Source organism: Pandoraea pneumonica (genome assembly GCF_902459645.1).
In the GTDB taxonomy this organism is placed as follows: domain Bacteria; phylum Pseudomonadota; class Gammaproteobacteria; order Burkholderiales; family Burkholderiaceae; genus Pandoraea; species Pandoraea pneumonica.
The window spans coordinates 657,932-683,467 of record NZ_CABPSK010000002.1 but is presented as its reverse complement, the minus strand read 5'-3'; the positions used below and the strand labels follow the sequence as shown (position 1 = coordinate 683,467).

Here is a 25,536-nt window from a genome sequence, read left to right as displayed (position 1 = left end):
GTCAGAACCGGTGGCGCACGCCAGCCACGGTGCCGAACTGGTTTTGCCCCGCGATCACATTCACCCCCATGCCATCGACGCCGAGATTCGACCCGTTGCGGTTGAGCGCGTAAGACAGATTCCAATACAGGTCAGTGCGCTTGGATAAGTAGTAGCCCAGCGCCAACACGAACGACGTCGGGTCTTGCCCCGAGCCGACGACATCGGTGTGATACACCGCGCCCGAGAGCGTGAATGCAGGCGAAAAATGTTGCGTGACACCGGCCCAGTACAAATGCGTGTGCGTTTGCGTGGTACCGACCGTCTGTTGCAAGTAGCGATAGGCCGCGTAGAGATCGGTGTTCGGCAGCTTGTAGGCAATGCCGACGATCACGCGCCGCGCTGTATCGTCGGCGGAATCGATCGAGGAACCCTGGCGCTGGTCGTAGACGAGGCCGACGTCGAGCGGACCGTTCTGGTACATCACGCCTGCGCCCATGTCACGGCCCACTTTCGTATGCCCGGGCACTTGCGCCCCATTGGCAATGGTCGAGTCGTAGCCGCTGCTGTACATCGTCGAGAACGTGAGTCCGCCGAACTTTCCGGTGTACTTGATCGTGTTGTCGGTGCGCGCCGCGAGATACGGATCGTGCGCGTAGGCGGAATACGCCGCTGCGTAGAACATCGGGTCGTAACGAATGGAGATGTCGTACAGCAGGTTCTGCTGACGGCCGAGCATCACGGTGCCGAAGCCGCCGCTCAACCCGACGAACGCCTTGCGGCCGAATTCTCGCCCGCTCTGCCCGCTAACGCCGGTGTTTGCACTGAAGCCGTTTTCCAGCACGAAGATCGCTTTGTAGCCGCCGCCAAGGTCTTCGGAGCCGCGCAGGCCCCAACGCGAGCCAGCCATATTGCCCGACGTCTGACGTAAGAGTGTGGTCTTGCCGCCATCGGCCCCGGGCACGTTCGTGAGGAACTCGAGGCCAAGGTCGACAATGCCGTAAAGCGTGACATTCGACTGCGCGTGCGCGGCGGAAGTGAGTGCGGCCAGCGTGCCCAAGGCCACGCTCAGCCGGCAAAGGTGATGTTTCATATCGGTCTTCTCTGTGAGTGAAAAATCAAACTGCCGGAACTGATGTTAGGGGGCTGTTTTTTTGATCGCCCCGCTAACGAGGTCATCAAATCTCGAAATCGGGCCACGCTATGCCGACAGGAAAAATTGCCAATTTGTCTTTCAGTTTCTTTAAATCAAATGGACGAACGCACCCCACCGGCGGCGCGAATTTCACGCGCTGGATGTGAGGAAAATCAGGGATTAGGTGGCCTAACGCCCCCCGTTTAGCTTGGCGTTCGGCTAACCATTCGAGAACCCAACGAGGGTATTACTGACATTGACGCCGATGTCTTCGACGCAATAACCGCCTTCAAGAACGAATAATGTTTTGCATCCGATTTTTGATATTTCTTTTCCGACGCGCAAATAATCTTCGCTCTCCATTGCGAAGCGACTGATCGGATCTTTTTTAAATGTGTCGACGCCGAGAGAGATCACAACGGCATCTGGGGCGTACTCGGCAATGCGCTTGCAGGCGTGCGTGAGTGCGACGCGATAGCCTGTCCAATCCGTCCCGTGCGGTAACGGTAGATTCATCGTGTAGCCAAGGCCGTCGCCGATGCCGCGCTCCTGCGCGTGGCCGTAGTAGTAGGGGTAGGACTTGTCGGGTTCGCCGTGAATCGACACGAAGAGCACGTCGTCGCGAGCCTCGAAAATGCTCTGCGTGCCATTGCCGTGGTGGTAATCGATATCGAGCACGGCAACGCGCGACGCGCCGCGCTCGATGAAACCCTGTGCAGCGACCGCGGCGTTATTGAGATAGCAGTAGCCGCCCATCGCCTCGCGCGATGCGTGATGCCCGGGCGGGCGGCACAATGCGAACGCATTCGACGCGTCCTGTGCGACCACACGCATCGCACTAAGCGCTACGTCCGCGCTGGTGCGCGCGGCTTCCCACGTGCCCGATGTGATGGCGGCAAACGCGTCCGCAGCGTAGAAGCCCAGCTTGCCTTCGATATGCTCGGGCTCCGTCTCCAGCGCCGCGCCTCGCACGGGCCACACGAGCGGCAATGCGTGGTGCGTGCGCCCTTCTGCTTGCCAGTGTTGCCAAGCATTTTCGAGAAAGCGGACGTAACGCTCGCTGTGCACAGTCATGTAGGCACTGCTGTCATGGCGCTCGGCCACGCGGCATTCTCCAAGCGCGGCAGCGCGAATCGATGCGAGGACATTGGCCGCGCGCGCGGGCGATTCCACACTGGGATGTTGCTCGCCGTTCACCCATTCGGTGCCTTGGTGAATCAGATGTGCGTCGCTGTAAATGGTGAGCATGCTGGCTGAAAAACTGGAGCAGTTAAGTGGGTTTGAGCAGGCATCAGTATGTGGATCGGGGGGTGAAATTGCTTTGCTTTTCTTTTTGTCTGACTTAGATTTTTTGTAAAAATCGACTCACCGACGAGACAAATGAAAAACAATCGACTCTATTCCGAGCTAGATGGCACCGATCGGCAAATTCTGAGCCGTTTGCAGGAGGACGGCAGCATCTCAACCGCGCAACTCGCCGATGCGTTATCGCTAAGCGTTACGCCATGCTGGCGTCGGCTCAGGAAGCTCGAAGACGAAGGTTTCATCACCGGCTTTCAGGCAAATTTGGATCGGCGGCGCATGGGGTTCGGGCTGCTCGGTTTCGTACAGATCGATTTCGACATTCATACCGATCACGACGCGCCTGCGCAGTTCGAGTTGGCGATTCGGCAGTGTCCGGAGGTGCTCTCGTGTCACAAGGTGACGGGACAAGCCGATTACATGCTGGTGGTGGTGAGCGAGGATCTCGATGCGTACGGCGTCTTTGTCGATACCGTGCTGAAGATGCTGCCGGGCGTGACCGGCATTCACTCCACGCTGTCGTTGAAGGAGGTCAAAGCCTCGAGCCGGGTGCCGGTTCGATAGAAACGACACTGCCCGCAGCGAAGTGCGGGCAGTGATAGCGGCTAATGCCCTACGGGCGCGTCTTACGACAACGATTCGATATGGGTCGAATGCGCGTAAGCCTGACCGAAGCGGTTTGCCAGAAACTCGGGCAACGCAATTTGCTCCTGACGAATGAAGCCACGCTGCGGCAGCTTGCCTGCGAAGAACAAATCTACCGCTGCGCACACGGCCGACGCCGTCGTGATCTGAATGGCGCTGGCGCTGTGCCCGTTGTTGCGCTCGGCAAAAATCTTGCGCGCGAACACTTCCTGCGTCAGCACACCGCTGCGCAATCCGCTCACGACAACGAACACCAGCACCACGTCTTGCAGCGTGCTCGGCACGGCGCGCTTGAGCAGCGTCTTGAGCGTTTCTTGATCGTCTTTGAGACGCAACTCGCCAAGCAGCACTTTCATCAACGCACCATGCCCCGGATAGCGCACCGACTTGTAGTCGAGATCGCGCACACGGCCCGCGAGCGTTTCGCATAGCGTGCCGAGGCCACCCGAAGTGTTGAACGCTTCGTACTCGACGCCGTCGAGCGAGAAGTGTTCGAGGTCTTCGAGCGGTTGCACCGTGATCGATGCGCCATCGCGAATGGCCTCGCACGGCTGACAGTACTCGTTGATCAGACCGTCCACGCTCCACGTCAGGTTGTACTTCAGCGAGTTCGTCGGGAACGCGGGCAGCGCGCCGACACGCATTTTCACGACGTCGACCTGATCGAAGGCCGCAGCGAGGTGATGCGCAGCAATGGAGATGAAGCCGGGGGCGAGACCGCACTGCGGCATGAGTGCTGTGTTGGCACCTTCAGCGAGTTGAGCGATTGCGTGCGTTGCGGCGACATCTTCGGTCAGATCGAAGTAGTGGCAACCGGCGGCCACAGCGGCCGTCGCCGCGCTCGTCGCCATCGTGTAGGGCAACGCGTTGACGACGGCGTCATAGCCCGCGATTGCCTTTTGCAACGTACCCGTGTCGCTGTCGGTGAGCTCGTACACGGCATCGGCGTTCTCTCGTACGTGCGCCAGCGCCTGCGCGCTGCGATCGAACACGCTCACGTGGTAATCGCCGCTGTCGCGCAACAAACGAGCGATGGTTTGGCCGATGTGGCCAGCGCCGAGCAAGGCAATCTTTTTCATGGTTTTTCCCCTGTCTTAGTGGTGATGGATGCCGCGCGGGGCGACGACGCCGATACCGCGAAAAGCCCCGTGTGGCGGGCGTTTTCGCGGCGGCGGTGTCTCGCGCCGTTGCATCGATTCTAAGGAGAGGTGCTGATGAAATGTAGCGTGAAATCGTCGTAAGTTCGGCGTTTATTGACGAATTGACGATTTACGCCGACGAATCGTATTAGCGCGCTCAAATTGAAGGCGACGAAGACCGATTCGCCACATTCGTAAGCGAAGTCGCGCGAGGGGTGAATCGCAGGTGCGGAAAGGGGAATTCGAAAGCAGGAGGGGGAGATGGCGGTACATCGTGCAAGACGCACGATTGCTCAGTTATACGGCGCTTTCGTGTCATCCGCATGAAACGGTATGGGAAACGGTTATCTTCGTTTCGCTCGTTGCAACAGCGATACAGGGTGTATGAAATTTCGTCGGTACACCTACAGATTCACGGATGGCTTCGATATAGTTCGGCCCGAACCCACGGGGCGCCTGATAACAGGCGATGGGGTTCGCATCATTTCAAAGCTATCGAATAAGGAATCGACCGATGAAAAAGACGCATTTGGCCGCGGCGCTGTGCGCACTTCTTGCTGCTGGCGCAGCCCAAGCCCAAAGCAACGTCACCCTTTACGGTGTTCTCGACGGCGGCTTCGCCTATGTCAACAACGTCGGCGGCAACAAGAACACGACCACGGCCGACGGCCTGCAATCGGGTAACCGTTGGGGCCTGAAGGGCTCGGAAGATCTGGGCGGCGGTCTGTCGGCAGTCTTCACCCTCGAGAACGGCTTCAACTTGATGAACGGCCAACTCGGCCAGGGTAGCCGCGAGTTCGGCCGTCAGGCCTTCGTGGGTCTGTCGAGCAAGTCGTTCGGTACGCTCTCGATAGGCCGTCAGTACGACTCCGTGGTCGACTTCGTGAGCGGCCTGACCTCCGCCAAGCAGTTCGCGACCAAGCTCGGCGCGCACGTCGGTGACGTCGACAACCTGTACAACTCGTTCCGTATCAACAACTCGATCAAGTACACGAGTGCCAACTACGCGGGCTTCACGTTCGGTGGTCTGTATGGCTTCTCGAACCAAGCCAGCAACAGCACGAGCGGCTCGGGCTTCGCGAACAACCGCGCGTTCAGCGTGGGTGCCGCATACGCCAACGGTCCGATCAAGTTCGGTATCGGTTACTTGGAAGTGAGCACCCCGTCGAGCACCGTCAACACGGGCGGCGCAGTGGTGGGTGACTACAGCGGCGATTTCTACTCGACGCGCGTCGGCACGACGTCGTACGGCGTGGACAAGCAACGCGTGCTCGCCACCGGCGGCAGCTACAACTTCGGTCCGGCAACGGTTGGCTTGGTGTACAGCAACACGCAGCTCAAGTATCTGAGCGGCACCGGCGCACGCGTGTCGAACTATGAAATCAACGGCACGTACAACCTGTCGCCGACGCTGCTGCTCGGCCTCGCCTACACGTACACCGACGCCAGCACGCGCAGTGCCACGCTCGCCAACCTGAGCCCGAAGTATCACCAGATCAACGCGGCCGTGGACTACCTGCTCTCGCGCCGTAGCGACGTATATCTGGTCGGTATCTATCAGAAGGCCGCCGGTGACGCCGCTGCCGCTTCGATCAACGGCGCGGGCGGTGCATCGAGCACCAAGAGCCAAGCTGCCGTCATCGCAGGCCTGCGCCATAAGTTCTAAGGCTTCGTCTTCGCGAGACGTGTAGTACCTCGTTTGAGTGCTCCAGCTTTGAGGGAGGCCCCACAAGGGCCTCCCTTTTTTAATGGGGCGTGCGTCTGAGCCTTTCGTTGAATCGGAAATGTCGCCAATATGACAGGGATCGCACCGGCCTCCGGGGCGATACCCCCCAACGAGAAGAGAGGAGCACACCTATGACGTTCGCGAAGCACCGCAAAGCTGTCGTACCGCAAACCATCATGGCGGCCGCGTTGGCCTTGGCCGCTGGCAGTCATGCGTTCGCCGCCGATACCGCACCGGCCAAGCGCACACCGCGCATTCTGGTGCTGGCCACCGGCGGCACCATCGCGAGTACTGGCGATGCGCGCTCGGCAATCGGCTACAACGCCGGTGGCGTCACTGGCGAGCAACTGACCGCTAGCGTGCCGGGCCTCGACAAGCTCGCGTCGATCAAGGCCGAGCAGATCTCGAACATCGGCTCGCAGGATATGAACAGCAAGGTCTGGTATCAGTTGGCGGCGCGCATCAAGCAAGCCTTCGAGCGCGACGAAGCCGACGGTATCGTGATTACCCACGGCACCGACACCATGGAAGAGACGGCCTTCTTCCTCGATAACGTGCTGGCCACCGGCAAACCCGTCGTGCTGGTCGGCTCGATGCGCCCGAGTACCGCCGTGAGCGCCGATGGTCCGGGAAATCTATATGAAGCGGTGGAAGTCGCGGCCAGCCCGCAATCGCTGAATCGCGGTGTGCTCGTCGTGATGAACGACACGATTCACGGTCCGCGCTGGGTCACGAAGACGAATACGACGTCGGTTCAAACATTCCATAACCCGAATGCGGCCCCGGTCGGTTATGTCGATCCGGCGTCGATCCGCTATCTCTCGCCAGCCCCCGCAGGCCGCAAGTCAGCGCTCGGCGTGCCGACGGGCGGTTTGCCGCGTGTGGACATCGTCTACGCACACGCCGACATGGATGCCGTGCAGATAGACGACGCGGTGAAGCACAACGCGAAGGGGATCGTGCTCGCGGGCGTCGGTGACGGCAATGCGTCTAAAGCGGCACTCGATGCGTTGGAGGCCGCTGCGCGCAAGGGCATCGTGGTGGTTCGGTCGTCGCGCGTGGGCAGTGGCTTCGTCAATCGCAACGTGGAAGTCTCGGACGACAAGACTGGTTTCGTCGTGTCCTACGATCTGAATCCGCAAAAGGCACGGGTGCTCACGCAATTGTTGATCGGTAACGGCGTGACGGCTGCGGACAAAGTGCAGAAGGCGTTCGATGTGACGTACTGACGCTGCGGTATTTCTGCGCACTACAAAGGCGGGTTGCCACGTTGGCAACCCGCTTTTTTGTTGTTTTCGCGTGGCAAATGCGGCCCCGAGCCCCCCGTCTACACGGCACTATGTGTGAACTAAGAAAGCCGCGAGACACTTCACTTGTTCAATAGTGACCTTCGCGCCAAGTGCGGGGTGTCCTAACAACAGGGGCAAACATGAATACAAACGTGCAGAAGACGCTCGCTAAGGTTCCGGAAATCACGCTCATGTTCTGGGTGGTGAAGATTGCGGCGACCACGCTGGGCGAGACGGGTGGCGACGCGGTCTCGATGTCGATGAACCTCGGCTACCTTGTCGCCACGGGCATTTTTGCCGTGATCTTTGCGGTACTCGTTTCGGCGCAGATCCGTGCGAAGACCTTTCATCCGGCGTTGTACTGGGCGACGATCATCGCCACAACGACTGTCGGCACCACGCTTGCGGACTTTGCCGACCGGTCGCTGGGTATCGGCTATGCCGGTGGCTCGACGCTTCTGCTCGCGCTGCTGCTGGGCTCGCTCTGGCTCTGGCATCGCACGATGGGATCGGTGTCGGTGAACACGGTCGACTCCCCGAAGGCGGAAGTGTTCTATTGGGTCACGATCATGTTCTCGCAGACGCTGGGCACCGCGCTTGGCGACTGGACGGCAGACACCGCAGGGCTCGGCTATACCGGTGCGGCCGTGGTATTCGGTGCGCTGCTGCTGATTCTCGTGGGAGCGTACTTCTGGACGAAAACGTCGCGCGTATTTCTCTTCTGGGCGGCGTTCATTCTGACGCGACCGCTAGGCGCAGTCGTTGGGGACTTTCTGGATAAACCAGTCAGCGCAGGCGGGCTCGCGCTCAGCCGGTACTCGGCGTCATTCGCTCTGCTGGCGTTTATTCTGACCAGTCTGTTGCTGGTGCGGCAGCGGGCGGCGGCGAAAGCGCATTGACAATGCACGCGCTGACGGCTTGACTTCATTGCGACCGCCGTAATAGCATTCCGCCTGAAAACTACGTACAAGCGGGTGCAAAAAACGTAGCGCCGCCTAGGAAACTAGGTCCCACCTGGAGTGGGAGTTCCACAGAAATGTGGATAGAGAATCCCGCATGCGACGGCCACCGAAAGGTGGCCGTTGGTCTTTCTGGTTCTGGTGCTCACGCAACTGTCCGCACATAAAAAAGGCCAACGGCGGAATCGCCCGTTGGCCTTTTAGCGCCCGCTCCCGGGAAGCGTCGCCCTTACGTTTTTACGGTAGTTCACGCGAGATTGGATGCACTTCTTTTTTGCACAATACCGCGTGAATCTCCAACCACTTACTCGACCGTCACCGACTTCGCCAAATTGCGCGGCTTGTCGACATCGGTGCCGCGTGCGCAGGCGGTGTGATACGCCAACAACTGCAACGGCACGACGTGCAGAATCGGCGACAGCTGACCGTAGTGCTCCGGCATGCGAATCACGTGAATGCCTTCGGCGTTCGAGATCTGCGTGTCCGAATCGGCAAACACGTAGAGCTGACCGCCGCGCGCACGCACTTCCTGCATGTTCGACTTGAGCTTCTCGACCAGCGCGTCGTGCGGCGCCACCGTAACCACCGGCATCTGATCCGTCACCAGTGCGAGCGGGCCATGCTTCAACTCGCCCGCCGGATACGCTTCCGCGTGGATGTACGAGATTTCCTTGAGCTTGAGCGCGCCTTCCAAAGCGATCGGATAGTGCAGCCCACGGCCTAAGAACAACGCGTTCTCGCGACGCGCGAAGTCTTCCGCCCACGCGATGATCTGCGGCTCCAACGCCAGCACGCTATGCAGCGCCACCGGCAGATGGCGCAACTGCGTCAGGTATTCAGCCTCTTGCGCCTCGCTCAGACGGCCACGCAGTTTGGCAATCGTGAGCGTCAGCAGGAACAGCGCGGTCAACTGCGTCGTGAACGCCTTCGTCGATGCCACACCGATTTCGGTGCCCGCGCGCGTGAGGTAATGCAGCGCCGTCTGACGCACCATCGCGCTCGTGCCCACGTTGCAGATCGCGAGGGTGTTGGTCATGCCGAGCGACTGGGCGTGTTGCAGCGCCGCCATCGTGTCGGCCGTCTCGCCCGACTGCGAAATGGTGACGACCAGCGTCTTCGGGTTCGGCACGCTCTCGCGATAGCGATATTCGCTGGCGACTTCGACCTGCGTCGGAATCTTTGCCAGCGCTTCGAGCCAGTACTTCGCCGTCAGCCCCGAGTAATAGCTCGTGCCGCACGCCAGAATCAGAATCGAATCGACATTGCTCAGCATCGCTTCGGCCTTCTCGCCGAACAGCGTCGGCGAGATACCCTCCACGCCTTCCATCGTGTCGCCGATGGCACGCGGCTGCTCGAAGATTTCCTTCTGCATGTAATGGCGATACGGGCCCAACTCCACCGCGCCCGAATAGGCCTGCACGGTGCGAACTTCGCGCTCGACCACGGCATCGTTGCGATCGACGATCTTCACGCCATCGAGCGTGAGCTCCGCCACATCGCCTTCTTCCAGATAGATGAACTGATCGGTCGTGCCTGCGAGTGCCAGCGCATCGGAAGCGAGGAAGTTCTCGCCCTCGCCCACGCCCACCACCAGCGGCGAACCGGCACGCGCGCCGATGACGCGATGCGGCTCTTGCTTGCGGAACACGGCAATGGCGTACGCACCATGCAAGCGACGCGTTGCCAGACGCACGGCTTGATACAGGTCGCCCGCAGCGCCATTCGTCAGCAAATGATGAATCAAGTGCGCGATGACTTCCGTGTCGGTTTGCGACACGAAGTCGTAACCCAGGCCGCGCAATTCGTCGCGCAGGCTTTCGTGGTTCTCGATGATGCCGTTATGCACCAGTGCCACTTCATCGCGCGAGAAAATCGGGTGCGCGTTGTTCGTGACCGGCGCGCCGTGCGTCGCCCAGCGCGTATGGGCAATGCCCGTCTCGCCCGACAATTGCGTCTGCTTGACCTGCTCGTCGAGATCGGCCACACGCGACACGCTACGCGCGCGCTGCGGCACGCCGCCCTGCAACACGGCCACGCCGCAGGAGTCATAACCGCGATACTCCAGACGGCGCAAACCCTCAACCAGCACCGGTACTACATTACGTCGCGCAACCGCGCCGACAATGCCGCACATATTCGCTTTCCCTTACGCCAGATGCTCTGGCCGATTCGATTCTCGTAACCCACCGGCGCGCGCTCCTGCCCCGCGCGCCAGCACATAACCGCCGATTTTACTGCTTCTGCTTACGCGGGCGAACGTAGCCGTCTTTCGCCACCTGCGTTTTCTCGTTCATGACCAGGGCATTCTCCGGCGTGTCTTTCCACACGGTGGTGCCCGCCGCGACGGTGGTGCCGCGACGCACGGTCACCGGCGCGACCAATTGCGTGTCCGATCCGATGAAAACGTCGTCCTCGATCACCGTGCGGTGCTTGTTCGCGCCGTCGTAGTTGCAGGTGATCGTGCCAGCACCGATATTCACCCGCGCGCCCACGGTCGAATCGCCCACGTAAGCCAGGTGATTCGCCTTGGATCCCTTCGCGAGCGTGGCATTCTTCACTTCCACGAAATTGCCGATATGCACGTCGTCGGCCAAATCGGCCCCCGGACGCAGGCGCGCGTACGGGCCGATGTGCGCATTGGCACCCACCACGGCACCGTCGAGATGGCTGAACGCTTCGATATGCGTGTCTGCACCGATCGTGGTGTTGCGAATCACGCAGTTCGCGCCAATGGTCGCGCCGTCGCCAATCACGACCTTGCCTTCGAAAACACAGTTCACATCGATCGACACGTCGGTGCCGCAGGCGATCTCACCGCGCAAATCGAAACGGTTCGGATCGATGAGCGTGACGCCCGCCGTCAACAGCGCCGCCGCCGCGTTGCGCTGATAGTCGCGCTCCAGTTCAGCGAGCTGCGCCTTGTCGTTCACGCCGTTGGGCTCCCAAGCAAAAGCCGGTTGCGTGGTGACCACCGGCACGCCGTCCGCCACGGCACACGCGATCACGTCGGTCAGGTAGTACTCGCCTTGGGCGTTCTGGTTCTTCAGACCGCCCAGCCAGCCCTTGAGGTGACGCGTCGGCGCCACGAGAATGCCCGTGTTGATTTCGCGAATGGCACGCTCGGTCTCGTCGGCATCTTTCTGTTCGACGATACGCAGGACGTTGCCCGCCGCATCGCGCACGATCCGGCCATATCCGGTGGGATTCTCAAGATCGACCGTCAACACGCCGAGTTTTTCGCTACCGGCCGCGTCGAGCAGGCCTTGCAAGGTTTCTGCACGAGTGAGCGGCACGTCGCCATAAAGCACCAGCGTCGGCACCGACTCATCGAGCAATGCGACCGATTGCTGTACGGCATGGCCCGTGCCCAATTGCTGGGCTTGCTCGGCAAAGAACACGTCGTCGGCTGCCACCGCCTCACGCACGGCCTCACCGCCATGACCGATTACCACGATGAGCTTGCCCGGCGAAAGTTTGCGCGCCGTTTCGATCACGTGCGAGAGCAACGGGCGGCCCGCCAGCGGTTGCAGAACTTTGGGCAGCTTGGAGCGCATGCGCTTCCCCATGCCGGCCGCGAGAATCACAATATTCATGGCAAGGTGACGAGTCGAAAAGTAGAAATTCTTCTGTGGAATGCTTGTCGTGCGCATCACATCGTTCGATGCACACGATGGCGTTTAGCCCTTCGTCGAGCGAAGTTGTCTTAGTCGTCGAATTGAGCGATGCGGATGATGCCGGCGTCGTTCTCGTCGCCGCACGGCACTTCGTCGAACGCCGTGTCGCCCAGCGGGTCGGGTTGGCCCGTGGCACGCAGATTCTTAAAGTCGTGAATGCCCGTGTCCATCAAGTGCGACGGGATCACATTCGACAATGCACTGAAAATCGACTTGATGCGGCCCGGGTGTTGCTTTTCCCATTGGCGAATCAACGCCTTCATCTCCGCACGCTTCAGGTTCGGCTGGCTGCCGCATAACGTGCACGGAATGATCGGGAACTGCTTGTACTCGGCATAGCGCTCGAGATCCGGCTCGCGCACATACGCGAGCGGACGGATCACCACGTTCTTGCCGTCATCGGACTGCAACTTGGGCGGCATGCCCTTGAGCTTGCCGCCGTAGAACATGTTCAAGAAGAGCGTCTCGATGATGTCGTCGCGGTGATGGCCCAGCGCGATCTTGGTCGCCCCGAGCTCACCCGCCACGCGGTACAAAATGCCGCGGCGCAGGCGCGAGCACAGCGAGCACGTGGTCTTGCCCTCGGGCACCACGCGCTTGACGATGGAGTACGTGTCCTGATTCTCGATATGAAAATCCACGCCGATGGCGCGGAAATAATCGGGCAGCACGTGCTCAGGGAATCCCGGCTGCTTCTGGTCGAGGTTCACCGCGACGATCGAGAAGTCGATCGGCGCACGCTCACGCAGCTTGAGCAGGATGTCGAGCATGGCGTAGCTGTCTTTACCGCCCGACATGCACACCATCACGCGATCGCCCTGCTCGATCATGTTGTAGTCGCCAATGGCCTGCCCGGTCAGACGGCACAGACGCTTCTCCAGCTTGTTGTTCTCGAAGGCGAGCTTCTGCGCTTTCTTCACGCTGTCGGCAGCAGCATGACCGGTCGCGGCCGTTGCGGCGCCGGTCTCGGAAATCACGGCACTCATCTCAGGCACCCTTCATCTTGAACACTTCGATGCCTACCGAGTGGCAATCGGGGTAGACGTCGGGCTTCTCGGTCGACACGCCCACGGCGCGCACGCGCGGATGGGCCAGCAGCGCTGCGGCGACGTCGTCGCACAGCGTTTCCTGCAAGTGGATATGGCCTTGTCCCACGCGCTTGGCGATGGTCTCGCGCATGAAGTCGTAATCGACCACTTCGTCGAGCTTGTCGGCCACGGGCGTGCTCTCGGCAAGCGGCACGAACAGTTGCACGTTGATCAGCACGCGCTGCTCGCCACGCTTCTCGTGATCGTGCACGCCGATGTTGATGAACACTTCATAGTCGCGCAGGAACATGCGACGGCAGTCCATCAGGCGAGGGTGAGAAAGAGCGCTATGCATTTTGAAAACTCTTAAAGACTATCAACGAGACCGGTCGGCGTCGGCCGGCTCGGTCAGAAATTTTACGTCCCGCGACGACGACGCGAGATGCTGCCCGCCATCGACATACAGCACCGTGCCGGTCACTGCCGGGGCGTCGGCCAGATAGGCCACCGCCTGTGCGATGTCTTCCGGTGTCGACGACGCGCCCAGCGGCGTTGCGGCATGCGCGGCGGCAAAACCGGCGGGGGTCTGGTCGACCGACACCAGCGTCACGCCCGGCGCCACGCCAACCACGCGAAGCCGCGGTGCGAGGGCTTGCGCCAGCAGCGTTGTGGCCACGTCCAATGCCGCCTTCGACAACGTGTACGAGAGGTAATCGGGATTCGGATTGGCCAGCTTCTGATCGAGCAGATTGATGACCACGCCGCGTCCCGACTCGCCCAATGCCGCGTGCATCTCGCGCGCGAGCACCAGTGGCGCGCCTGCATTGACGCGCATGTGGCGCTCGAGCGCCTGATAGCCGAAATCTGCGGCGCTATCGTACTCGAAGCGTGAGGCGTTATTCACCAGGCAACCCGGCACGCCCAGCGCCTCGGTGCAACGGGCGATCAGGCCCGCCGTGGCAGCCTCGTCGGCCAGCGATGCCTGCAAAGCCACCGCACGGCGGCCCAGGGCTTCGATGGCGGCCACCGTTTCGAGCGCCTCATCGTGCGAGCGCTCGTAATGCACCGCCACGTCCCACCCCATGCCAGCCAACCGCAGCGCAATCGCGCGGCCGATACGGCGCGCGCCACCCGTGACAAGCGCCACGCGCGGCACGGCGGGCGTGCGGGCATTGGCGTCGCCGGGAGCAGGCGAGAAACGTGGCGTGGGTGCAACGGTCATGCGTCGGTTTCCTGTCAGGGGCAGGTGAAATCAGGGTTTTGCAGGCACTTTCGACGGCGCTGGCCCAGGGGGCCGCCCGGCACCGGCCGACGGAGCAGCTTGTGCGGTCATGGCGCGACTATCCGGGAACGCACGTCAATGGGCTGAAAACGGCCTATTGGCGGGGCCTCGCGCCAGATGACAAGGCGCGGCAGATAGTCTGCGCCGACTCCGTTACAATGCCCGCATGAATCAGGCCGCACCGAAACCCCATAGTTTACCCGTTCCAGAGGCCGACGCGCTCGAACACTCGCGCCGCCTCACGGCCCATCTTGCCGACGCCATCGACGCGGCCGGCGGCTGGCTGCCGTTCGATCGCTTCATGGAACTCGCACTCTACGCGCCCGGGCTGGGCTATTACGCCGCTGGCGCCGCCAAATTCGGGCGTCTCGCGGCCGATGGCAGCGACTTTGTCACCGCGCCGGAACTCACGCCGTTCTTCGCCCGCACGCTCGCTCGTCAAATCGCCGAGGTTTTTGAGCAGACCGGCGACACGCAAGTATTGGAGTTCGGTGCAGGCTCGGGACGGCTCGCCGCCGACCTGTTGCTCGCCATGGAAGCCGACGGCACGCCGTGCGAGCGCTACTCGATCATGGAGCTCTCGGGCGAACTGCGGGCCCGCCAGCGCGACACCATCGCCCGCCTCGCCCCCCATCTGCTCGATAAGGTGACGTGGCTCGACCACCTGCCGGACGCCTTCAAAGGCGTGATGCTCGGCAACGAAGTGCTCGACGCCATGCCCGTGCGACTCTGGGCACGCCGTCCGGACGCCGCGAGTCAGCCGGTCTGGTTCGAGCGCGGCGTTGTCGTCACCGACGACGGCTTCGCTTGGGAAGAACGGCCGCACACTGGCCTGCTGCCCGAAGCACTGACCGCCCTCGACGTGTTGCCACCCACGCAGGAATACCTGACGGAAACGCACGAAGCCGGGATGGCCTTCGTGCGCAGCGTGGCGCCGTTGCTCGCTCGCGGCGTGTTGCTGCTCATCGATTACGGCTTCCCGGCGCGCGAGTACTACCACCCGCAGCGCGGACAGGGCACGCTGATGTGCCACTACCGCCATCACGCGCACGACGACCCGTTCTATTACCCGGGCCTGCAAGACATCACCGCACACGTGGAGTTTTCCGGCATCGCCGACGCGGGCGTAGAAGCCGGCCTCGACCTGCTGGGCTTCACCTCGCAAGCGCGATTCCTGATGAACGCGGGCATCGTCGACCTGATGAGTGCGCTCGACCCGACCGACCCGGCCACCTACCTGCCGGCGGCCAATGCCGCGCAGAAGCTGCTCTCCGAGGCGGAAATGGGCGAGCTCTTCAAGGTGATTGCCTTCGGACGCGGCATGGACGAATGGGCCGGTCTCATCGGCTTTGCCACCGGCGACCGCAGCCACGCGCTCTGATCGTCCTTCTCTCTTAATAAGGCCACGCCGATGTTCCGCTGGATGTTTACGATCTTCTTCGCGGTCTGCATCCTCTCGGCGGCCTCTCCCTGGCTGTCCAAACTCGGCATCGGCCGCCTGCCCGGCGATTTGCGCGTGCGCTGGCGCGGCCGGGAAATGCTCTTCCCGTTCGGCTCGACGGTCCTCCTGTCGCTCGTCTTCAATCTGCTGATTCGCCTGCTCTGACCGCTGCCCCACCTGCAACACCTGTTGCAGTCACAATCCGGCAGCAGACTTCCCTCATCGACCACACGTCTCGCCCCGCCCTGCGCCGCCGCACAGGGCGCGCAGGCTTGCGCGCGTGCAAAGCGCCCGCTGAACCCCGTCACCGCTAGGGTTAACAAGTATTTGATCATTTGTTGCAAAAAAATTAGTATGAAACAAATGATTCAGTCGTGAATCACGGTGAGACCTTTTCAGGAGCAGGGCATGATCAAGATGCAGACCAAGGCGCGATGGACCGGGGTGGTGCTGGGCGTGGCGATGGGAATCGCGGCGGGCGCAGCGCAAGCACAGAGCGCATCGGAAACGCTGCAAAAGATCGAGAGCAGCGGCGTCATTTCGATCGGCCACCGCGAATCGTCGATTCCGTTCTCGTACTACGACAACAATCACAACGTCATCGGCTACTCGCAGGACCTCTGCAACAAGGTCGTCGACGCGGTGAAAACCAAGCTCAAGAAGCCCGATCTGCAAGTGCGCTTCATCCCCGTGACGTCGCAGAACCGCATCGCCCTGGTGCAGAACGGCACGGTCGACATCGAGTGCGGCGTGACGACCAACCTGAAGGCGCGTCAAGCGCAGGTCAACTTCTCGGATACCTTCTTCGTGGCCGGCACGCGTCTGCTGGTGAACAAGAATTCGGGCATCAAAGACTTCCCGGACCTCGCCGGTAAGGCCGTTGTGACCAACGCGGGCACCACGTCGGAGCGCATCCTCAACAAGATGAACAACGACAAGAAGATGAACATGAGCGTGATCGCAGGCAAGGATTACGGCGAATCGTTCATCATGCTGCAAGGCGGACGCGTGCAAGGTTTCATGATGGACGACGTGCTGCTCGCCGGCGCGCGCACCATGGGCCGCAACCCCGACGACTGGGTTGTCACCGGCACGCCGCAATCGTTCGAAGCGTACGGATTCATGATGAAACACGGCGACACGGAGTTCAAAAAGCTCGTGGACGACACGCTCGCCAGCGTGATGAAGAGCAGCGAGATCAATACGATGTATAAGAAGTGGTTCGAATCGCCGGTGCCGCCGAAGAACACCAACTTCAACTTCCCGATGAGCGAGCAACTCAAGCAGCTTTACGCGAATCCGAACGATCACGCGTTCGAATAAGCACTAAGAACGATCGAGCATCGCGGCGCGGGTCGACAAAAGCCCGAAAGCCGTACTTGAGTAGCAAAGCGAGCGAGACGAAGAGGCCGTCATCATGGCGGCCTCTTTTTATTCCCCGGATGCTCGCTCATGCACCCCACATCCGCTGGCTTACGCGCCAGAAGCTGCTCCGTGCCGATATCGACTGCCGACGCACAAGCCGTGGCATCTCAGTCAGACGTCACGCTCGCCACGCTGCGCTCGGCACGTAATGTCGACGCCGCCAACGCCAAGCAGTATTCGTTGCCCCGGACATTGCGCGGCTACTACAACTTCGCCGTTTCATTCCTCCGCGCGCAAAAGCAATGTTTGAGCATGGCCGACGCCGACGCGAAGTTTTTGCCTAGGCTGCTCGCGTCTGAAGCCGCGCTCCACCCTGGCATGCGGCTGTCTCAACATCGTTCGCCATGGGCATTGGTGGAATACATGCGGCAACGGTGCCACTTGCCGGATGCCGAGGGCCGGGAGCAGGGCATCGTCAACATGGGGCCCGACGGCATCCACTTCGCGGCCTTCGATCTCGCCATTCGCGCGGGTCAGCCGTCGTTGATTCTTATCGAGCCAGGGTCGATGAACACCGGAGGCGGAGCGCGGCTTGCATACCGCCTGGGGCGAGCGATGGCGCGGCTTGCCCCTCAAGGGCAAGATTGGCCCCATCGAAGTCTGATGATCTTCGAGACGCAAACGCAACAGAGCGAAGTCGATTGCGGCATGTTCAGCCTCGCGACGAGTAAGACGATGTTTGAGGAATCTGGTGCCTTCGAATCGCTCCACACACGCTTGCGAATGGGTGAATTCGACAAGGTCTCAGCGTTTGACCCCTTCCCATTAGAGAAGAGCGACGAATTGCTGCCGCCATCGATCATGCGACATACCCAATCGAGGGCTCGCCTGAATATATATGCAGTGCGCCATGCCTGCGCCAACGAACGCGCCATCGCTGCTATGCCTGCGCTGCTCGACTATCAGAGCGCGCTCACCTTCGCGCGCGGCGACCGCAGCTACAGCGTGTCGATCGAATTCGAACGGATCAAAGTGGCTGGGCGTGCGTTGCCGCCCTCACTCGAATCGCTAGGCGATACCTTTTTGCAGGATTCGGGAGATGACGTGCCTCTGCCTGCCGGGCTCGGGCATCGTCCTTAACGATCCTCAACTATCTTGAGCGCCGAGGCCCGCAGCTTCGACTGCCTCAATTCGCGCGGCTTGTACGGCCTCGCGAATCTTCGTTGGATTGTCTGCATATTGACGGGCAACAGCGCCCGCATCGACAGACCGTGCGGCCGCCAGCGCCGCCATTAAACGGTCTCTTTGCACATACGGCGCATTCGGAAAGTCACCGCCTCTGCCACGCGCATCCGCTTCACAGGCTTGCAGAATTTCGACAAACCGCTCGGGCTTGCGCAACGCGTCGCAACGCTCAAGCAAGCGCACCAGCGCCGATGCTCCGAACTTCCCGCTCGCATGAATGTTGCCGTGTTCGCGCGCAACCACCTGCGCTAACTCGCGGCACTCGACCGGCACGCGCAAACGAGCGCACAACGGTCCCAACAGATCGACGCTGCGTCCTTCGTGGCCGATATGGCGCGGCAGTACGTCGTCGGGCGTCGTGCCTTTCCCGAGATCGTGCGTGAGTGCTGCAAAGCGCACCGGCAACGAATATCCCTGCGCCGCCGCGAAGTCCAACACCATCATCACGTGCACGCCCGTATCGACTTCCGGGTGATAGTCGGCACGCTGCGGCACACCCCATAGGCGGGCCAACTCGGGCAGGATGCGCTCCAGCGCCCCCGCGTCGCGCAACACGTCGAACATGCGCGACGGGCGGGCTTCCATCAGTCCGCGTGAAAGCTCTTGCCAGACCCGCTCGGCGACCAACGCGTCGACTTCGCCATTGGCGGTCATCTCACGCATCAGGTCGAGCGTCTCGTCGGCCACGGAGAAATCGGTGAACCGTGCCGCAAAGCGGGCGCAGCGAAGGATACGCACCGGGTCTTCGGCAAACGCCACGCCAACGTGACGGAACAGCCGCGCCTTCAAGTCGCGCTCGCCTCCGTAGGGGTCGACCAGTGTCTCGGACAGGCTGTCGTCAGGCAACACTTCGCGTGCCATCGCGTTGATCGTGAAGTCGCGCCGGATCAGATCTTCTTCCAGCGTGACTTCAGGAGCGAAGTAGAACGAAAACCCGTGATAACCCCGCGCGGTCTTGCGCTCGGTGCGCGCAAGCGCATATTCGGCGCGGGTTTTCGGATGCAGAAAAACGGGGAAGTCGCGGCCGACGGGCTTATAACCCAATTGCACCATCTGCTCGGGCGTGGCGCCCACCACGACGTAGTCGCGGTCTTTCACCGGCAGGCCCAACATGGCGTCGCGAATGGCGCCACCGACTGCGTAAATCTTCATGGGCGCGATTCGTAGTAAGCCACACGCTGCGTCTCGCCCTTGCCCCCCGCCACCCACGCCTGCACGGCAGGCACTTCGCGAATGCGGTCGGCGTATGCCTGTGCATGGGCCGAGAGCGCCGGCTCGAACGTCGCGAAGCGCATCACCACCGGGGCGTAGAACGCGTCGGCAATCGTGAAGTCGCCAAACAGGAACGGGCCGTCATAGCGTGCGAGACAGTCTTCCCAAATCGCCTCGATCCGGCGCGCGTCGGCAAGCGTCTCGGGCGATGCCGCAGCGCCCGGCCAATGCGCACCGACGTTCATGAACATGCTGTTGCGCAGCGCACCGAACCCGCTATGCATTTCGGCGCAAATGCTGCGCGCGTGCGCGCGAGCCTCACGCGCGGCAGGCCACAGCGGCAGGTGCGGATAGCTCTCCGCGAGGTATTCGCAGATCGACAGCGAATCCCACACGGTAATGCCGTTATCGATGAGACACGGCACTTTGCCCGTGGGCGAATAGCGCAGAATCTGCTCGCGCGAATCGGGCTGCGCAAGCCACACATTGCACTCTTCGAACGCGATGCCGAAATGTTTGAGCAGAACCCACGGGCGCATCGACCACGAGGAATAGCGCTTGTTGGCGACGATCAGTTGCATGAGGACTTTCCTTGCGTGCGCATTTTGAGCGCGCGAAAACGGTCAATTTGCGATCAGTTTGCGATCAATTTTGCGAAAGCGATTGAGGAGCGGCACAGCGCCCTTGCGCCATCGTCAGCGTCCGGCGTAGCGCCGGTAATCCGACAACCGCCGCTCCCAATTGTCGCCATCGAGATAGTCGACGGCAATCTCGAGGCCATTGGGCGTGAGGTTGAGTTCGGGCGCGAGCGGCCCTGTCATCACGTTGTCGACGCGCATCGAATCGAGATTGTCGCGCGTGATGATCGGCTCGCCAGGCAGCTTCTCGAAGACCGCCGCCTGTAAGCGAGCCGCGCCGTCGGTCAGCGGCAAGATCGGCCGTTCGCAGCCGCACACGGCACCGGCAAAGCGCACGAGCTCTTCCAGCGTATACACCTGCGGGCCGCCCAACTCATAGGTCTTGCCCAGCGTGGCGTCATTGTCGAGCGCACCGGCGAACGCCTGTGCCACGTCGATGACGTAAATCGGCTGAAAGCGCGCTTTAGCGCTCGCAAGCGGCACCACTGGCAAGCGGCGCTGCAAACGGGCAAACGTATTGAGGAAGTTGTCGCCGGGACCGAAGACGACCGAGGGGCGGAAGATCGTGACCGGGATGCCGGTCTCGCGAATCGCCTTCTCGCCGTCGCCTTTGGAGCGCTGATACATGCTTGGGCCGTTCGAATCGGCACCAAGCGCGCTCATATGCAGCAAGCGATTGATACCGCGATCGCTGCATGCCTGTGCAATCTTGCGCGGCAGTTCCACGTGTGCACGGGCGAAGGCTTGGCCGTAGGGCGTACCGCGGTCGCTGTGCAACACACCGACCAGATTGATCACCGCGTCGCTGCCCGCGATCACGCGCTCCAGCGCGCGGGGGTCGTGCACATCGCACTCGACGAGCTCTACGCCCGGCAGCACGCCGAGGGCCTTGGCGGCCTCGACACGCCGCGTCGGCAGACGCACGGCGTGCCCCGACGACACTAACCGTGCGACCAGATGGCCACCGATGAAACCGGTGCCACCGACGACACAAACGTTATAGCGCATGCGTCACCTCCGAGTCATGACCTTGGGCGCGCGGCCCGCGCCCCGGGTGCGTCACTGGGGCAGAATTACGCCAAGCCGCTCCTTGAGCGATTGCGGACGGCCCGTGATGAGGGCCGAGTAATACGTGGTGTTCGACAGCACATTTTCGACATAAGCCCGCGTTTCATTAAACGGGATCGTCTCGGCGAAGATCGCGCCTTCCACCGGGCGGTCGAGCGTAGAACGCCACGTGCGCGGACGCCCCGGACCGGCGTTGTAACCGGCCGACGCCAGCACGGCCGAGCCGTCGAACTGGTTGTAGATCGACGACAGATAGCTCGTGCCCAGACGAATATTGACGTTGATGTCGTGCATCATGCCCGGCTCGTAATCCATGCCGATCTTCTTGGCGACCATCTTGGCCGTCGCGGGCATGATCTGCATCAGGCCACCGGCACCGGCCGACGAGCGCGCATCGATGATGAAGCGTGATTCCTGACGAATCAGGCCGTAAGCCCACGCCTCATCCAGATCGACGGCGGCGGCATTGCGCTCCAGCACATCGCGGAACGGCATCAGATAGCGCAGCGTGAAGTCGTGCTCGACCTTCGTGCGGTCGGCCGTATTGACCGTGCGATCGAAGAGTTCGATGTTCTTGGCGTACTGCGCGGCGGCCAGCAACTGCCGGTCCGTCATGTTGCGCAGCTCCCAGTTCCATTCGCGATTGCCTTCGAACCGCAGGCCCAGCGCATAGAACTTCGCAGCGCGTTGGAAGCCTGGGTTTGCGCGGTTGGCATCGATCTCGGCTTGCGTGACGCTGGTGCGCGGCGGCACCGACGTCTTGTTGCCCAACTCTTCATTGGCCAACTGACCGTAGAAATTCGGCTGCATCGCAATCTTCTGGAATTGCGCACGCGCCGCATCGCCCTGCCCCGCTTCGCGCAGCGCACGGCCGTACCAGTACGTCCACACACCGTCGTCGCGCAGACCGGCAGGCATGGCTTCGATGCCGGTGCGCACGAGACTCCAATCACCTGCGCGAAGTGCTGCGCGAATCTTCCATTCTTGCGCCGTGTTCGAGAGCTTGGCGGTGCCCGCCTGACGGTACCAACTGATCGCCATCGGGTTTTGCGAGAGCGCCCCGCGCATGCCGATCGCGCCCCAACCGATAGCGCGTTCCTCCTGCGAAAGGCTGCCTGCTACGCCCGCGAAGCTGCTCGCGGCCAGACCGGCATCCGAGCGCGCCATGCGCACAGTCGCCAGCAACGCCAGTTGGCGCGACGGCTCCGAGCCGTCGATACCGCGCGCGAGGATCTGCGCCGGACGGTTGGCCGCCATGTCGAGCAGGCTGTCGTCCGGGCGCACGGCACCCAGCGCATCCGCAATCTGCTTGCCGAGCGAGGTGTAGTTCTCTTCATAGGCCAGACGGATCTGATGCCAGACTTCCTTGCGCGGCAACTGCCCGTTCGCGGCCAACGTGTTGATCATGTCGACGCAGCCTTCGCCGTAGTACTTGGGCGTGGTCAGCAGATCGGTCGCGGCCTGCGTCACGTTCTCGCCGCGCGCTGCGCGCGACATCAGCGCATAGCACTTGACCTGCGTGTCGTCGTCGAGCGCGAACTTCGGGTATTCCGTGTCGAACGTCTGCCAGTCGTGGCGCTTGCCCAGCACCAGCAGCCAGTCGTTGCGCATGCGGTCGGCAATGGCCTGACCGTCATACGTGCGCAAGAAGGCGCGGATATCGTCGTCGGGCGTATCGATGAGCGCCTTACCCGAGCGATCGAACATGCGCGACTTGATTTGAAAGTACTGGACGTACGACGGCACGTCGTAGTCGGAGAGCATGGCCGCGAGCGCGGTTGCGCGCGGTGCATCGTTGGTGCGGGCGGCTTCGCGAAGCTGTACGAAGATGTCGTCCGGCGCGCGTTGCGAGAGGGCATCGGCAGACGCCGCCGTTGGTGCCGAGCGGCTTGCCGCCGGTTGCGCCTTGGGGCGGCCGGTCGCCTGCGTGGTGCTGCACGCGACAAGCGCCGCGGCGCTCAGGGCAAGCGCGGCGGCGCGATATACTCGGGTCAAACGTTCGGACATCTTCGGGGGAGCGTCGGGTAAAAAGTGGATTCAAGCATAGCACGGGACATCGCCCAATCGGCGGCCGGCGCCCAGCAGAAAAGGGCGCTGCGCCGCACGCTGCTGGCCACACGCGAAACGCTCGCCGCACGCGACGCACTCGATGCCGCGCTCGCGCAACGCCTCACCGACGAGATCGCCCGGTGGGCGCCGCGCTGTATCGGCTTCTACTGGCCGATTCAAGGCGAATTCGATGCACGCGCCATCGTCGGCGACTGGCTCGCCGAGGCGGGGGTGGTCGAAGGTGGCACGAGCAGCGCGGACAAAATGAGCGCCGCCATCGCACCGCGCCTCGCCGCCCTGCCGGTGGTCACGGCTCCTGCCGCGCCGCTCGTCTTTCATCGCTGGACGCCGGACACGCCCATGACCGAAGGCCAATACCGGATTCCCGTGCCGCAGGACACCGAAGTGCTCGTCCCCGACCTGCTCCTCGTGCCGTGCGTCGGTTTCACCCGCGACGGCCTGCGCCTGGGCTACGGCGGCGGCTTCTACGACCGTACCCTGCACGCGCTCTCACCGGCCCCCCGGACAATCGGCATCGCCTACGACGCGCTCGAAATCAGTCAATTGAATGCCGAAGCCCACGACCTCGCGCTCGATGCCATCGTGACCGAATCGGCCACCTACCGCAGACCCGGCGCACCGGACACCCCCGGCACCACCTCCCGCTCTCACAGCACTCCTCGCTAATTCATGACGACGCTTAAGATCCTGCCGCTTGGCGACAGCGCCCTCGTTTGCGAAGCCGGTACCGCGCCCAGCCTCGGTGCGCAGCGCCGTGTCTGGCATGTGGCCTCGCTCGCCCGCGACTGGCCCGACGTGCGTGAAGTCGTACCGGGCATGAACAACCTGACGCTGCTGTTCGACCCGCTCGCCACTGATCAGGAATCGCTCGCCGAGCGCCTGCGCGAGGCATGGCAATCGCAACCGCCGACGGGCGATGTCGGCCGCGATATCGAAATTCCGGTGCATTACGGCGGCCAGCACGGCCCCGACCTGCACGACGTCGCGAAACACGCGCGGCTGCAACCCAAGACCGTCGTGCAACGCCACACGGCCCCCGAATACATCGTGTATTTCGTCGGCTTTCAGCCGGGCTTCCCGTATCTGGGCGGGCTCGACGAATCGATCGCCATGCCGCGGCGCGCCGAACCCCGACTCACGGTGCCAGCTGGCTCCGTCGGCATCGGCGGCAGTCAAACCGGTGTGTACCCCCTGACGTCGCCCGGCGGCTGGCAGATCATCGGCCATACCGCCAGCGCCTTATTCGACCCCGCCGCGAGCCCGCCCGCCTTGTTGGCGCCGGGCGATCGCGTGCGCTTCACTATCGCGAGCCTCGACCTGTGATCGATATCCTGCGTGCCGGCCTGCTCACCACGGTTCAGGATCTGGGCCGAACCGGTCAGCGTGAATTCGGCGTCGCCAGCGGCGGCGCCGTCGACCCGCTTGCCTGCGCGGTCGCCAATCGACTCGCCGGCAACGAACTAAGCGCCGCCACCCTAGAAATCACGATGGGCGCGTGCGCCATCCGCTTCTCGTCGGCGACCATCGTCGCCCTCACCGGTGCCGACTGCCACGCCGATCTCGACGGCGTGCCCGTCTGGTCATGGTGGCGCTTTCCCGTCGGCCGCGGTCAGACGCTCACGCTGCGCCCCGCCCGCTTCGGCATGCGCACCTACCTTGCCGTCGCGGGTGGCATCGACGTACCCGTTGCCCTCGGATCGCGCAGCACCGATCTGGCCGCAGGCTTCGGTGGCCACGAAGGCCGCGCGCTGCACGATGGCGACCGCCTGGCTATCGGCCACGCCAGCACCGACATCCACAAGGTCGGGCCGTTGGGTGTGCGTCCGCCGCTGTGGCTGTCCGACCCGCTGGCGCATCGCGTGCGCGTGTTGCCTGGCCCCGAATACGACGACTTCACAGCCGCCACGCACAAGACATTCTGGGAAAACCCGTGGCAAGTCACGCCCAACAGCAATCGCATGGGATACCGACTTGCCGGTCCGGAAGCGCTCGCGCGTAAGAAAAATCGCGCTCATGACTTGCCCTCGCACGGTGTACTGCCCGGTGTCGTTCAGGTGCCGCCGTCGGGGCAACCGATCATTCTGCTGGCCGATGCGCAGACCACGGGGGGATATCCCAAAATTGGCACGGTGATCAGTGCCGACCTTTGGCGCCTGGGCCAAGCACGGCTGGGCAGTACCCTCTATTTCTCGGAGTGCACGCAGGCCGAGGCACGTGAAGCGTGGCGCGAGCAATTGCGTTACCTTGCGCAGATTGAGCGCGCCCTCGCGTGGCATGACCGCGGCATTCTCGACACTTCACGTCGGCCGGCCATTTCGCGAAAACGCTAACGCTCGCCC

23 protein-coding genes are annotated in these 25,536 nt (G+C 62.3%); 11 read left to right on the top strand and 12 right to left on the bottom strand.

The window, feature by feature from the left end:
• Window position 1: 1 nt before the first annotated feature.
• Window positions 2–1,072: a porin gene (locus PPN31114_RS12085; RefSeq protein WP_150679735.1), complete on the bottom strand. Its 1,071-nt coding sequence runs from the start codon at window positions 1,070–1,072 to the stop codon at window positions 2–4.
• Between the two features lie 261 nt (window positions 1,073–1,333).
• On the bottom strand, window positions 1,334–2,362 hold the full coding sequence (locus tag PPN31114_RS12080) for a histone deacetylase family protein (RefSeq protein WP_150679734.1): 1,029 nt from the start codon (window positions 2,360–2,362) through the stop codon (window positions 1,334–1,336).
• Between the two features lie 132 nt (window positions 2,363–2,494).
• Here PPN31114_RS12080 and PPN31114_RS12075 point away from each other — a divergent pair, with 132 nt between their 5' ends.
• Window positions 2,495–2,980 carry an Lrp/AsnC family transcriptional regulator gene (locus tag PPN31114_RS12075; RefSeq protein ID WP_150679733.1) on the top strand — a complete coding sequence of 162 codons (486 nt, stop codon included), beginning with the start codon at window positions 2,495–2,497 and terminating at the stop codon, window positions 2,978–2,980.
• 62 nt (window positions 2,981–3,042) lie between these two features.
• On the opposite strand, the gene PPN31114_RS12070 is transcribed toward PPN31114_RS12075, so the two are convergent.
• The gene (locus tag PPN31114_RS12070; protein ID WP_150679732.1) at window positions 3,043–4,140 is read right to left on the bottom strand and encodes a saccharopine dehydrogenase family protein; all 1,098 of its coding nucleotides are present in this window, start codon (window positions 4,138–4,140) and stop codon (window positions 3,043–3,045) included.
• A 574-nt stretch (window positions 4,141–4,714) separates the two neighbouring features.
• Here PPN31114_RS12070 and PPN31114_RS12065 point away from each other — a divergent pair.
• The 3 genes from PPN31114_RS12065 to PPN31114_RS12055 all read left to right on the top strand — a co-directional run bounded on the left by PPN31114_RS12065 (window position 4,715) and on the right by PPN31114_RS12055 (window position 8,114).
• Window positions 4,715–5,866 (top strand): porin, encoded by a 1,152-nt coding sequence (locus tag PPN31114_RS12065; protein WP_150679731.1) that lies wholly within the window; start codon window positions 4,715–4,717, stop codon window positions 5,864–5,866.
• A 191-nt stretch (window positions 5,867–6,057) separates the two neighbouring features.
• Complete coding sequence (locus PPN31114_RS12060; RefSeq protein WP_174987973.1) at window positions 6,058–7,155, top strand: asparaginase; 1,098 nt, start codon at window positions 6,058–6,060, stop codon at window positions 7,153–7,155.
• Between the two features lie 200 nt (window positions 7,156–7,355).
• Window positions 7,356–8,114 carry a COG4705 family protein gene (locus tag PPN31114_RS12055; RefSeq protein WP_150679730.1) on the top strand — a complete coding sequence of 253 codons (759 nt, stop codon included), beginning with the start codon at window positions 7,356–7,358 and terminating at the stop codon, window positions 8,112–8,114.
• A gap of 364 nt (window positions 8,115–8,478) precedes the next feature.
• Here the strand turns inward: PPN31114_RS12055 and glmS are convergent, their stop codons facing one another.
• The 5 genes from glmS to PPN31114_RS12030 all read right to left on the bottom strand — a co-directional run bounded on the left by glmS (window position 8,479) and on the right by PPN31114_RS12030 (window position 14,098).
• Window positions 8,479–10,308, bottom strand: coding sequence for a glutamine--fructose-6-phosphate transaminase (isomerizing) (gene glmS / locus PPN31114_RS12050; RefSeq protein ID WP_150679729.1), 1,830 nt, complete (start codon window positions 10,306–10,308; stop codon window positions 8,479–8,481).
• A gap of 97 nt (window positions 10,309–10,405) precedes the next feature.
• Complete coding sequence (gene glmU / locus PPN31114_RS12045) at window positions 10,406–11,767, bottom strand: bifunctional UDP-N-acetylglucosamine diphosphorylase/glucosamine-1-phosphate N-acetyltransferase GlmU (protein WP_150679728.1); 1,362 nt, start codon at window positions 11,765–11,767, stop codon at window positions 10,406–10,408.
• Window positions 11,768–11,877: 110 nt separating this feature from the next.
• Entirely contained in the window at window positions 11,878–12,834 is a 957-nt protein-coding gene (ttcA, locus tag PPN31114_RS12040; RefSeq protein WP_150679727.1) for a tRNA 2-thiocytidine(32) synthetase TtcA, read from the bottom strand.
• 1 nt (window position 12,835) lies between these two features.
• A complete protein-coding gene (locus tag PPN31114_RS12035) occupies window positions 12,836–13,231 on the bottom strand; it encodes a dihydroneopterin aldolase (RefSeq protein ID WP_150679726.1) in 396 nt (131 codons plus the stop codon).
• Between the two features lie 21 nt (window positions 13,232–13,252).
• Window positions 13,253–14,098, bottom strand: coding sequence for an SDR family oxidoreductase (locus tag PPN31114_RS12030; protein ID WP_246182519.1), 846 nt, complete (start codon window positions 14,096–14,098; stop codon window positions 13,253–13,255).
• 226 nt (window positions 14,099–14,324) lie between these two features.
• On the opposite strand from PPN31114_RS12030, the gene PPN31114_RS12025 reads away from it, so the two are divergent.
• The 4 genes from PPN31114_RS12025 (at window position 14,325) to PPN31114_RS12010 (ending at window position 18,104) form a co-directional block, all read left to right on the top strand.
• Complete coding sequence (locus PPN31114_RS12025) at window positions 14,325–15,539, top strand: class I SAM-dependent methyltransferase (protein ID WP_150679725.1); 1,215 nt, start codon at window positions 14,325–14,327, stop codon at window positions 15,537–15,539.
• Between the two features lie 30 nt (window positions 15,540–15,569).
• Window positions 15,570–15,764: a DUF2905 domain-containing protein gene (locus tag PPN31114_RS12020; protein WP_150679724.1), complete on the top strand. Its 195-nt coding sequence runs from the start codon at window positions 15,570–15,572 to the stop codon at window positions 15,762–15,764.
• Between the two features lie 252 nt (window positions 15,765–16,016).
• Window positions 16,017–16,922, top strand: coding sequence for a glutamate/aspartate ABC transporter substrate-binding protein (locus PPN31114_RS12015; protein WP_370865881.1), 906 nt, complete (start codon window positions 16,017–16,019; stop codon window positions 16,920–16,922).
• A gap of 171 nt (window positions 16,923–17,093) precedes the next feature.
• Window positions 17,094–18,104, top strand: a complete 1,011-nt coding sequence (locus PPN31114_RS12010) for a YopJ family acetyltransferase (RefSeq protein ID WP_174987970.1) — start codon at window positions 17,094–17,096, stop codon at window positions 18,102–18,104.
• Between the two features lie 6 nt (window positions 18,105–18,110).
• Here PPN31114_RS12010 and PPN31114_RS12005 read toward each other — a convergent pair whose 3' ends face one another.
• The 4 genes from PPN31114_RS12005 to PPN31114_RS11990 all read right to left on the bottom strand — a co-directional run bounded on the left by PPN31114_RS12005 (window position 18,111) and on the right by PPN31114_RS11990 (window position 23,134).
• Window positions 18,111–19,361 carry a multifunctional CCA addition/repair protein gene (locus PPN31114_RS12005; RefSeq protein WP_150679721.1) on the bottom strand — a complete coding sequence of 417 codons (1,251 nt, stop codon included), beginning with the start codon at window positions 19,359–19,361 and terminating at the stop codon, window positions 18,111–18,113.
• Window positions 19,358–20,002, bottom strand: coding sequence for a glutathione S-transferase family protein (locus tag PPN31114_RS12000; protein WP_150679720.1), 645 nt, complete (start codon window positions 20,000–20,002; stop codon window positions 19,358–19,360). Before PPN31114_RS12000 ends, PPN31114_RS12005 begins: the two co-directional genes overlap by 4 nt.
• 114 nt (window positions 20,003–20,116) lie before the next feature.
• Window positions 20,117–21,067 carry a complex I NDUFA9 subunit family protein gene (locus PPN31114_RS11995; protein ID WP_150679719.1) on the bottom strand — a complete coding sequence of 317 codons (951 nt, stop codon included), beginning with the start codon at window positions 21,065–21,067 and terminating at the stop codon, window positions 20,117–20,119.
• Window positions 21,068–21,118: 51 nt separating this feature from the next.
• Window positions 21,119–23,134 (bottom strand): lytic transglycosylase domain-containing protein, encoded by a 2,016-nt coding sequence (locus PPN31114_RS11990; protein WP_150679718.1) that lies wholly within the window; start codon window positions 23,132–23,134, stop codon window positions 21,119–21,121.
• Between the two features lie 24 nt (window positions 23,135–23,158).
• Between PPN31114_RS11990 and PPN31114_RS11985 the strand changes: the two genes are divergently transcribed.
• Genes PPN31114_RS11985 through PPN31114_RS11975 form a run of 3 tightly spaced genes read left to right on the top strand, consistent with a single transcriptional unit; the run spans window position 23,159 to window position 25,527 of the window.
• Window positions 23,159–23,863, top strand: coding sequence for a 5-formyltetrahydrofolate cyclo-ligase (locus PPN31114_RS11985; protein ID WP_246182518.1), 705 nt, complete (start codon window positions 23,159–23,161; stop codon window positions 23,861–23,863).
• A 3-nt stretch (window positions 23,864–23,866) separates the two neighbouring features.
• Window positions 23,867–24,520 (top strand): 5-oxoprolinase subunit PxpB, encoded by a 654-nt coding sequence (gene pxpB, locus PPN31114_RS11980; protein ID WP_150679717.1) that lies wholly within the window; start codon window positions 23,867–23,869, stop codon window positions 24,518–24,520.
• The gene (locus PPN31114_RS11975; protein ID WP_150679716.1) at window positions 24,517–25,527 is read left to right on the top strand and encodes a 5-oxoprolinase subunit C family protein; all 1,011 of its coding nucleotides are present in this window, start codon (window positions 24,517–24,519) and stop codon (window positions 25,525–25,527) included. Before pxpB ends, PPN31114_RS11975 begins: the two co-directional genes overlap by 4 nt.
• The last annotated feature ends 9 nt before the right edge of the window (window positions 25,528–25,536 follow it).